9 protein-coding genes are annotated in these 9,714 nt (G+C 71.4%); 3 read left to right on the top strand and 6 right to left on the bottom strand.

The features are described from left to right. From MXD61_RS00400 to MXD61_RS00390, 3 genes are all read right to left on the bottom strand, one after another. A partial coding sequence (locus MXD61_RS00400) for a hypothetical protein (RefSeq protein WP_374628195.1) occupies positions 1-2,314 on the bottom strand: 2,314 nt, incomplete at its 3' end. Between the two features lie 25 nt (positions 2,315-2,339). Further along, entirely contained in the window at positions 2,340-2,636 is a 297-nt protein-coding gene (locus MXD61_RS27815) for a trypco2 family protein (protein ID WP_248810667.1), read from the bottom strand. A gap of 370 nt (positions 2,637-3,006) precedes the next feature. Beyond that, positions 3,007-3,516 carry a nuclear transport factor 2 family protein gene (locus MXD61_RS00390; protein ID WP_248810666.1) on the bottom strand — a complete coding sequence of 170 codons (510 nt, stop codon included), beginning with the start codon at positions 3,514-3,516 and terminating at the stop codon, positions 3,007-3,009. Positions 3,517-3,575: 59 nt separating this feature from the next. Between MXD61_RS00390 and MXD61_RS00385 the strand changes: the two genes are divergently transcribed. Beyond that, positions 3,576-4,172 (top strand): TetR/AcrR family transcriptional regulator, encoded by a 597-nt coding sequence (locus tag MXD61_RS00385; RefSeq protein WP_248810665.1) that lies wholly within the window; start codon positions 3,576-3,578, stop codon positions 4,170-4,172. A 45-nt stretch (positions 4,173-4,217) separates the two neighbouring features. Here MXD61_RS00385 and MXD61_RS00380 read toward each other — a convergent pair whose 3' ends face one another. Then, positions 4,218-6,341: an MDR family MFS transporter gene (locus tag MXD61_RS00380; RefSeq protein WP_248810664.1), complete on the bottom strand. Its 2,124-nt coding sequence runs from the start codon at positions 6,339-6,341 to the stop codon at positions 4,218-4,220. A gap of 210 nt (positions 6,342-6,551) precedes the next feature. On the opposite strand from MXD61_RS00380, the gene MXD61_RS00375 reads away from it, so the two are divergent. Both MXD61_RS00375 and MXD61_RS00370 read left to right on the top strand, forming a co-directional pair. Next, the gene (locus tag MXD61_RS00375) at positions 6,552-6,992 is read left to right on the top strand and encodes a hypothetical protein (RefSeq protein ID WP_248810662.1); all 441 of its coding nucleotides are present in this window, start codon (positions 6,552-6,554) and stop codon (positions 6,990-6,992) included. Positions 6,993-7,124: 132 nt separating this feature from the next. Then, a complete protein-coding gene (locus tag MXD61_RS00370; protein ID WP_248810661.1) occupies positions 7,125-7,439 on the top strand; it encodes a hypothetical protein in 315 nt (104 codons plus the stop codon). Between the two features lie 299 nt (positions 7,440-7,738). On the opposite strand, the gene MXD61_RS00365 is transcribed toward MXD61_RS00370, so the two are convergent. Beyond that, complete coding sequence (locus MXD61_RS00365; protein ID WP_248810660.1) at positions 7,739-9,238, bottom strand: class I adenylate-forming enzyme family protein; 1,500 nt, start codon at positions 9,236-9,238, stop codon at positions 7,739-7,741. 95 nt (positions 9,239-9,333) lie between these two features. Further along, positions 9,334-9,648 (bottom strand): hypothetical protein, encoded by a 315-nt coding sequence (locus MXD61_RS00360; protein ID WP_163548611.1) that lies wholly within the window; start codon positions 9,646-9,648, stop codon positions 9,334-9,336. Positions 9,649-9,714 lie beyond the last annotated feature (66 nt).

Below are 9,714 nucleotides of genomic sequence, written 5' to 3'. Positions count from 1 at the left end.
CGGCTTCTTCGATCGCGGCCAGGGCCTGTTCCGGGCGCCCCAGATCCCCCAACCGCACCGACTGGTTGTTCAGCGACATGGCGAGGTCGGGGAGGTAGGTGTCGGGGGGGATGGTGCGTCGTCGGGGTAAGACCCAGCGGCGGGCTGGGGGCAGGCCCGGGGTGTGATCGCGTAGACGGGTGGTGTGGGCCTGCTGCACGACAGCCGCCAGGTCCAGCAGCCGGTGACTGTACTGGGGGAGACTGTTGGTCATGGTGGTGAGGGTGGGTAGATCCAGTCGCGGCGCCAGGGCGGTCAGGGCGTCGGCGGTGGGGGTGTGGTCGGCCGCTTCGATGGTGACCTGGAGTGCGACCGGGGCGCGGGCGGCAGGATCAGCGGCGAGGAGCGCGGGCAGCAGACCAGTCAGGCGGGGATGTGCGGGTGCGGCCCGGTTGAGCACGGTCAACGCCTGGTAGATCTGCGCCCGGGAAGCACCGGTGAGAACCCGGAAGGCAACACCGGGGGTGTCGGTGGGGTTGGTGAGGTGGCGGGCGAGGAAGTGTTCCGCGAGCCGGTCCGGGCTGATCCCACCCCACACCTGCCCGGCCTGCTCGGGTGGCGGCGGGTAGAGCCCGGCCAGCCACCGCACCACCCGTCCCCGTAGATCGTGGGCTTCGCCGTCGTCACCCGCGAAACCTGGAAGACGAGCGAGGGTCGCGGTGGCCTCGCTCAGGTCCTGGGCGCTGCACAGGGTCGCGGTAGCGATGGCCTGTTCCAGACTGTCCGCGGACCGGGTGATGCCCCCGGTGCGGGCGGTGTCGGTCCAGTAGGTCTTCTCGTGGCGCAGAAGCCGGTCCGCGACCTCGGCCGGTGATCCACCTGGGCGGGTGTCGGGCTGGTCGAGGAGCGCGGTCAACGCGGCCATGTGTACGGCCAGGACCAGCCCGAACCCGGGATCGGACAGGTCCGGTATCCCGCGGTGGACGTGCTCTGCCCGTGCGGTCCAGTCCACCGTGGGATCAAGATCTGTGAGCCGGTGGGCGAACGTGCCGGCCGCGTCGGTGAACAGGCGTGTCCGGTCGGGTCCGCTGCTCTCCACCGCCGCCAGGGTGAGGGTCTGTCCGTCGTCGGCGAGGGGATGGCGGCCGGTGAGATCGTCCCACCAGTCCCCGCCCCCGCGGGCGACCAGCAGCAGCCGCACCCGGATGCGGCTGGATCGTTCTTCCAGGATGCCCAGGAGGGTGCTGGTGAGATCGGTGTGGGTTTCGGCGTAGTCCACCACCAGCAGCACTGGCCGGGTCTGCCCGGCGAGTCGCCCCACCAGCCCCACACCCTCGGGGCGGACGAGTCCGGCCAGCCAGCCCGCCTCGCGCAGGCGTGCGCTCAGGGCGCGGGCGAAACGGGTCTTGCCCTGCCCACCCGGACCGACCAGCAGCCGCACCGCACTGTCCGCCGCCCCAGCACACCAGTCGGTGAACTCGCTCAGGAGCGCTTCCCGGCCGTGGAGGTCGACGATTTCCGCGTCGGCCCGCAGGAACTGCGCCGGCGTGCGGGGCACGGTGACCGTCAGCGGGCTGATCAGTCCGGCGAGTTCGACCGATTCCCAGTCGACCGGCCCACCCTCGGCCCGGATCAGGTCCCGCAACCCCGGATCGTCCAACAGCCGGCGGACCGGCACCGCACTCAGCCTGCCCTCATCGAACCCGGGGGTGTCCACCACGATCACGGCGATTGCGAGCCACACTGGCGCGGGGCCGGTCGGGTCGGCGCACGCGTAGAGCACCGCCCCGGACATACCGGACCAGGGCAGCGGTTCGTCGTCCGCGGTAGGTGCCAGCGGCGGATGGTCCTTGACGTTGATGTCGTAGCGGCCGGTGACCAGCCCACCCAGCGGGTTCACCTGCCCGGTCAGATGGTTCGTCTCCCGCGCCCCGCCCGCGCCACGCAGCACCCGGGGGAAACCGGCCGCCTCACCGGCGATCCCGCCGGCACGGCCGGTCAGCGCACCCCAGCGCAACCGGTCCACCCGCGGCGGTATCCACCCCGGATCATCAATGCGGATCAGCGCCGCGTCGGGCGCGGTGTCGCCGGGACCGTCCCAGCGCTCAGGCCACACCACCCGACCCGATGTGCCCGCCCGGCCGGTCTCACCCACCCCGACCGTCAACCCCACCCGCGACGACGCCACCGGCCCCTCGGGGAACACGACATGCGCGGCGGTCAGGACCAGCCGGCCGGTGATCAACAGACCCGACCCCACCCGCGTGCGCCCATCCGCCCGCACCACGCGGATCTCCACGACCTGCCCCGGGGGCACCGGACCCGCCACACCCACCCCCGACCCCACCACGTTGATCGGACTACTCGTCGTCGCCGATCAACGGCGAACGGCCCGTCGCCGGATCGACAGGCTGCAGACGAACGGTCAACCGATGAGTAGAAGTCGAGGAACGTTCACCCGACGCGCCGATCGACACCACCCCGATCCGCACCCCACCCTCCGCCCTACCACCGGCACGAACCTCCACATTCAGCTCCAACTCCACCGGCTCCACCGTGAACCGAACCGGAGCACCCACCCCCGCGGCCATCGCCACGGTCAACTCCGCCCGCACCGCACCGATCGCGTCCGCCAACCCCACCCACGGCTCATCCACCACAACGATCCCCCGATCAGTAGCACCACCCGGATAGTGCCCACAGTAACCGGAACATGCCACAAACCAACCAGGAACCCCCACCCACCCGCCACCCGACCCTCCACCCCTCGACCCCTCAGACATCGGCCGATTACACGAAAGACCAGGTCGGCGACCTATGCGAACGCGGGGCTGTCAGCCCCCGAGCCCCGCGACCGCACTTCGGGCCTTGGCCGCAAGTCGGTCCCTGGAACCACGAAGAAGGCGCCCAGGGACGGGCCCGTGTGGTGGAACTTCTTCGGGGCGGTTTCGGGGATGGTGGCGCAATCGTGATGGCGCGGGTGTTGGTAAATGGCATCCGGGCGGGTCGAAACCCGTGGGGGCGAGGTTAGGACCGAGTTTCGGCGGTGGGTGGGGAATTCTCTGCGGTGAGAGCGTCGGCGAGGGCGGGGAGTTGACCCAGGGCGCGGGCGAAGGTGAGGGAGTCGGCGTAGTCGCGGGATTCGACAATGCGACCGTCGTGAACGCGGACCACGAAGATGCACGGGACCGTGAACGCCCCACGGTCAGTGCCGACAGCATAGGCGAACTCGGCGATGACGATCTCCGGGTCGGCCGTGCGGTGCACGACCATGTCCGTGGACGCGAACGAGCGAATGCCGGCTTCCTGGCTCGGCGCTGCCGCGAAGTGCGCCCGCAGCTCGGCCCGAGAACGCATCGGTTGATCACCGAGTGGGGCGAGTGGATGCCGAACGTGGGTCTGCTCCGCGTACAGGTCGGCGAGTGCGTCGAGCGTGCGCTCCCGTTCCTGGGGCGTCAGGTTCCCGGTGACCAGCCGAACCACGCCGGCGGTCACCGCCTGGACAACGCCGGCTGGATCGGCGGACTTCAGTACCATCGGACCTCCTGGCGAAGTGGCGACTCCGTTACCGTAGCGAAGTCTCGACTCCGTTTGCAATGGCGGCCGCGGAGCTGGTCGACGGCCCGGGAGGGCCGGAGATGCGGGAGGGCATGGTGCGTAGGAACGCCGCCGCGAACCGGGAGCGCATCCTGGCCGCGGCCCAGGCGGTGTTCGGTGAGCAGGGTGCGACCGGCTCGACCGAGGAGGTCGCCCGGCGGGCCGACGTGGGTATCGCCACCGTCTTTCGGCATTTTCCGACGAAGGACGCGCTGATCGAGGCGGCCCTGGTCTGTCACTTCGAGCGTCTCGCGGAGCAGGCGGCGGCTCTCGCGACCGCGAAGGAACCGGGCGAGGCATTGCGGGAGTTGCTTCGGACGATGATCGAGTCGGGGGCGACCAAGCTGACCCTCGCGTCGAGGCTGCCCGCCGGCGAGATCGGCCCGGAGGTCGACGCGGCGGCGGGCCGACTGCGCGCGACGGTCGCCGACCTGCTGGACCGGGCGATATCGGCGGGTGTGGTCCGCTCGGAGGTGAGCGTCGACGAGGTGTACCTGCTGATCCGCGGGCTTTCCCAGGCCTGCGCGACGGCGCCACCCGCACCGGAGACCCTGCGGCGCGCCACGGCTGTCGTGCTGGCCGGGCTCACAGCCTGACCAGCACGTTTCGCGACCAGCGACCGGATGCTTCCGCTGGCCCCCTCAGCTCGGGTCGGAGCCGCCGTCGCCGCTGCCAGCGGGGGTCAGGCTGGCGGGGGCGGCGGTGGTCGGGGAGAGGTCGGACTGCTGTTCGAGCAGGAGCCGGCGGGAGATCCGGGCGAGGACGGGGCGGATGCGGGGGTCGAGCTGGGCGCGGTCGGCCTCGTCGTCGGCCAGCTGCTCGAGCAGCCACGCGGTCCAGGCGTCGCCCAGGGCGGTGACGACGGTGTGCCCGCGGTCGGTCAGGTACAGACGTTCGCCGTCGCGGGCGAGATGGCCGCCGGCGATCACCTCGTCGTAGAAGGAGCGCAGCACGCCGTGCGGGAGTCGGTGGTTGTCCTCGATGGTGGCGGGGCTGGTCGGCTGGTCGAGCAGGCGGTCACGCAGGTGCACGCCCAGCAGCGCCCACAGGGTCGGGAGATCGACAGTGACGCCGGAACGGGCGATGACCTCGCGGCCCGCGGCCCGGTCCCGCTGGCGGAGCAGGGTGGCGACCCGCGTTTCCAGTTCGGCGTCGGACGTTCGGTTCGCCGGCATGGCGAAGCCCTCGCCGGTGCCGCGCACGGTGGCGCGGGCCGTCCCGCGCAGGGCCACCTGGGGGAGGGCGAGGGCGACCAGCAGGCCGACGACGGCGACCGGTACCGCCCACAGGAACACCGTGTGCACCGACTGCGCGTAGGCGTCGATCACCGGTGCGCGGGCGGCGGCCGGCAGGCTGTGCACGCCGGTCGGGTTCGTCACCGCAGACGGTGACACCTTCGCCCGCGCCAGCGCCCCGGGCAGGACGTCCGCCAGTGTGTTGGTGTAGACCGCGCCCATGATGGACGCGCCGAACGAGCCACCCAGCGACCGGAAGAACGTCACACCGGACGTCGCCGCACCCAGATCGTGATAGTCCACCGTGCTCTGCACGACGATCGTCAGGATCTGCATGACCAGGCCGATACCGGCACCGAGCAGCAGCATCGACAGGGACTGCACGAGGATCGAGGTGTGCTCGTCCATCCGGGACAGCAACCACAGCGCGACCGCCGTCACCGCCATCCCGACGATCGGGAACGGCCGGTAACGGCCGGTGGTTCCCACCACCTGGCCGGAGCCGACGGCGGTGGCCAGCAGACCGAGCACCATCGGCAGGGTCCGCACCCCGGACATCGTCGCCGACGCGCCGGTCACGTACTGCAGGTAGGACGGCAGGAAGGTCAGCGACCCGAACATCGCGAACCCGACGATGAAACTGAGCACCGACGCGGTCGAGAAGACCCGGCTGCGGAACAGGTGCAGCGGCAGGATCGGCTCCGCGGCCCGGCTCTCCACCACGACGAAGAGGGCCAGCGCCACGACGGATCCGGCGAACAGTCCGATGATCGTCGCGGAGCCCCAGGGGTACTGCGTCCCACCCCAGGAGGTGGCCAGCGTCAGCCCGCTGGCGCCGAGCGCGACGAACAGCACGCCCAGGTAGTCCACCTGTGCCCGGCGGCCCAGGGCCGCCGCGGCCCGGCCGGGGATCGTGCGGGCGGCCAGCGCCACCACGACGATCGCCAGCGGCACGTTCACGTAGAACGCCCAACGCCACGACAGATGATCGGTGAACAGACCGCCGAGCAGCGGCCCGATCACCGTGGTGACACCGAAGACCGCGCCGAGGGCGCCCTGGTACCTGCCGCGTTCCCGCAGCGGGATCACATCGCCGATCAGCGCGGTGGCGGTCACGGTGATGCCGCCGGCGCCCAGCCCCTGCACCGAGCGGGCCACGATCAGGACGGTCATGTTGTGCGCCAGGCCGCAGAAGAACGATCCGACGATGAAGACCACGACGCTGAGCTGGAACACCCGTTTGCGGCCGAACTGGTCCCCGAACTTGCCGGACAGGACGGTCGCGATCGTCTCGGCCAACAGGTAGGAGGTGACCACCCAGCTCATGTGGCCGGCGCCGCCGAGATCGCCCACGATCGTCGGCAGCGCCGTGGAGACGATCGTCTGGTCGAGCGCCGCCAGCAGCATCCCCAGCATGATCGTGCCGAAGATCAGGTTGATCTGGGCGCGGGGCAGGACCGGCCGCGACTCGTCCTCGCCGGCCACCGGTCCGGCCGGGTCGGCCGTTGACGCCCGCGCTCCTGCTGCCATGGCGCTGGCCTCCGTCCTGTCCACGGGGTGTCCACAGGGATCGCGGTTCCGCGGAACCCACCGCCGGAGCATGGCGATGAACCTGTCCCGTCGCAAGCGGTGCGGTTCGACCCGCTGGGCGCCGACCGTCGAGCGCCGACCATCGCCGTGGGCCCCGGCCGATCCCGTGGTGACCGAATGGCCGCCGAGGGCCCTGGGTAGCCTGCGGGTATGCCCATCCGCACCGATCGGCGCCCTGGCGCGATCGGGATGGCCTTCGTTCTGCTCCTGATCGGCCTGCTGGGCGGTCCGCCTGGCACCGGCGCGCGGCAGCAGGCTCCTGGCTTCGGCGAGCGCGTCGCGGCGGCGCCCGGCACGCAGCGGGGCGGTGCCGATGTGGGCGCGGTGGCCGGGGCCGTGCGGTCGGTGGAGGCGACCGCGGTGCGCCTGGACGCGCGGGGTCGCGCCGCGACCCCGTGGCCGGCGGGGCAGCCGGTCGGATACGCGCTGGCCGCCGCGGTGGCGGGGTTGGCGCTCGCGTTGTCGCGCCGGTCGCGGCGGCGGTCGTGGGTGGCGGGTCGCCGGCGCGTCGTGGTGGGCGGCTGGGCGGCCCGTGGTCCGCCGGTCGGGTACCGCGCGCGCCGGTCGGTGCTGTCGCCTTCGTTCGGCTGAGCTGACGCCGGCCGGCGCCGGCAGGTTCGATCCGCTCCGCGCGCGCTGGAGTTCCCAGGGCGCTGTGTGCGTCCCGGGCCAGTTCAGCTCCCCGTCCGCCGGACGAACCCACCCGGACCAAAGGACCAGCCCATGAACACGGAATTTGCCTGGGGCAGAATTCTTTATGCCATCCTGATTCTGGTGACGATGTTTCTGGTACCCGTCATTGTCGTCTGGCGGGATCAGCGGCGCGACCTACGCAGATTCGGGCCGGACGCCACGTCCCGTCCCGTCCGTTATGCTCCGGATGGTCAGGCCTACCGAGAGGGCCTGGCCATGCCGTTCTCTGTTTCCCAACCGGAGCCGCGCAAGGCGGAAAGCGCCACGGGAAAGACCGTGGAAGACGCCCCGGAGACGCGGACGGCGCCCATCGCGCGGGTGGGGGGCGGCAGCCGGGGAAGATAGTTCTGACAGCGGGCGCTGGCCGATGGGGGGCGTCCGCACGGGATCCGGGAGCCACCCTGGCCACGCCGCACCGCCGCGTCCGTCATCTTCTCACCCGTGCCTGCCGTGGCCGTGCCTCACGGGTGCCAGGGGAGCGGCGGTGCACCTGCACCTGCACCTGACGCTCGCGGTCACCGACGCTCGCGGTCACCGACGCTCGCCTTCGGCGCCGGCTTCGAGCCGACCAGCGCCACACGGGTCGCCGTGGGGGAGAAGAACCCGGACATCCCACGGTGACCCGTGTGGCAGCTGGCCGCGGGTCAGGCGAAGGCGTCCGACAGTTCGGTGCGCAGGACCCGGCGCAGGAGCTTGCCGCTCTCGTTGAACGGGAGTTCCTCGCGGAACTGGATGCGGTCGGGGGTCCGGCTGGAGCGCAGCCGGGCACGCACATGCGCCTTGAGTTCGTCCTCGGTGACGTCGCCGGAGACGATGACGGCGGCGGCGACCCCCTCACCCCATTCCTTGCTGGGGATGCCGACCACGGCCGCCTCCCGCACGGCGGGATGCTCGAGCAGGACGGCCTCGATCTCACCGGGGGACAGGTTCTCCCCGCCGCGCACGATCACGTCGTCGAGTCGGCCGTGGACGAACAGGTAACCGCCCTCGTCGAGGTGACCCTCGTCCCGGGTGGGGAACCAGCCCTCGGCGTCGAGGCTGGTGCCGCGGCCGAGGTACTCGCCGGAGACCTGCCCACCGCGCACGTAGATCTCACCGCGCTCACCGGGGGCCACCGCCTCGCCGACCGCGTCGCGGATCGAGACCTCCAGCGACGGCAACGGCCGGCCGACGGAGGCGAGCCGCGCCCGCACCGCCGGATCGTCGCTGGCGAAGGCGGCGGAGTGGTCGTCCGGGCCGAGCACCGCGATCGTGCTGGACGTCTCGGTCAGGCCGTAGGCGTTGACGAAACCGACGTTGGGCAGCAGGCCCACGGCCCGCTCGATCACCGGCAGCGGCATCGGCCCACCGCCGTAGGACAGGGCGCGCATCGAGGGCAGGCCCTGACCGTCCGCCTCGATGATGTCGAGGATGCGGCCGAGCATCGTCGGGACGACCATCGCGTGGGTGATCGACTCGGCGCGGACCACCTCGACCCAGGCCCGCGGCTCGAAGGCCTCGAGCTGGTAGACCCGACGCCCCGAGTAGGTCGACGACAGCACCGCGGAGATACCGGCGATGTGGTACGGCGGCACGCTGACGATCGCGGCCTCGTCCTCACCGGAACCGGAGTACTCGACCGTGGTGATGATGTACTCGGTCAGGTTGCTGTGGCGCAGGACGGCGGCCTTGGGCTCGCCGGTCGTGCCGCTGGTGAACAGCAGAACGGCGATGTCGTCGGCGTCGCCGCCCCAACCGTCGGACTCCTTGCCCTGCGGGTTCTCGGCCAGGGCCAGCGCGTCCGCCCGGTTCAGGTACTCGATGCCCTCGACCGGCCCGATCCGTTCGGCGACACCGTCACCGACGATGATCGTGGCCGGGGCGGTGCGGGCGACGATGGCCCGCAGCTGGGGGTCCGCCAGGCGGTAGTTGATCGGCACGAACGGCTTTCCCGCGATCGCCGCGCCGAACAGGGTCAGGGGAACGGCCGGGGAGTTCAGGTCGATCAGGCCGACCCGCTCGCCCGGCGCGGCCTCGAGCACGGCACCCAGGCGGCGTGCCCGGTGGGCCAGCTCGGCGAAGGTGACACCAGAGGCCTTCGGGCCGAGGGCGACCCGGTCGGCCATCCCGTCGGCGGCCATTTCGAGCAGCATCCCGAGGTGCATGCGACGACTCCGTCGGTCAGAGGTCAGGGTCGGTCAGAGGTCAGGGTCGGTCAGAGGTCAGGGCGATCCGCGTGCGGGTCGAGCGGGGACCGGGGTCAGTCCGAGGACGGAAGAGGCTTGGCGTCCTTGAGGGGCAGCGGGGTCGTCCCGATGGACAGCGAGCCCTCGCCGGCCTTGGTGCACAGCAGCTCCAGGCCCGAATCCGGGTCGGCGAACCGCTTGCCCAGCGGGGTGCCGGTCGCGAACGACGAGTCCAGGGTGAGGTCGCCGGGTACCTCGTCGCCGACCGCGACGACCGGGTGGCCACCACAGCGCAGATCGATCGGGCTCTTGGCGGCCTTCACCACGATGATCTCGGTCGCGTCGACGACCGAGCGATACCGGCCTCCCGGCTTGGTGACAAGACTCACGTTTCTCCAACCTCCTTGTTGCGCGTTCCCCGGCAGGTGCGGAGCTACGCTCCCCTGTTTCTACTG

This window comes from Frankia sp. AgPm24 (genome assembly GCF_023243055.1).
Lineage (GTDB): Bacteria > Actinomycetota > Actinomycetes > Frankiales > Frankiaceae > Frankia > Frankia umida.
The sequence above is the reverse complement of the archived record's forward strand: the minus strand, read 5'-3'. Positions and strand labels throughout refer to the sequence as shown.

What these genes read in the sequence shown, in the direction of transcription:
- MXD61_RS00380 (WP_248810664.1), bottom strand. Translation starts at nt 6,341, where the DNA reads ATGGCAGCAGGAGCGCGGGCGTCAACGGCCGACCCGGCCGGACCGGTG.
- MXD61_RS00390 (WP_248810666.1), bottom strand. Translation starts at nt 3,516, where the DNA reads ATGGTACTGAAGTCCGCCGATCCAGCCGGCGTTGTCCAGGCGGTGACC.
- MXD61_RS00365 (WP_248810660.1), bottom strand. Translation starts at nt 9,238, where the DNA reads ATGCACCTCGGGATGCTGCTCGAAATGGCCGCCGACGGGATGGCCGAC.
- MXD61_RS00385 (WP_248810665.1), top strand. Translation starts at nt 3,576, where the DNA reads ATGGCGGCCGCGGAGCTGGTCGACGGCCCGGGAGGGCCGGAGATGCGG.
- MXD61_RS00375 (WP_248810662.1), top strand. Translation starts at nt 6,552, where the DNA reads ATGCCCATCCGCACCGATCGGCGCCCTGGCGCGATCGGGATGGCCTTC.
- MXD61_RS00370 (WP_248810661.1), top strand. Translation starts at nt 7,125, where the DNA reads ATGAACACGGAATTTGCCTGGGGCAGAATTCTTTATGCCATCCTGATT.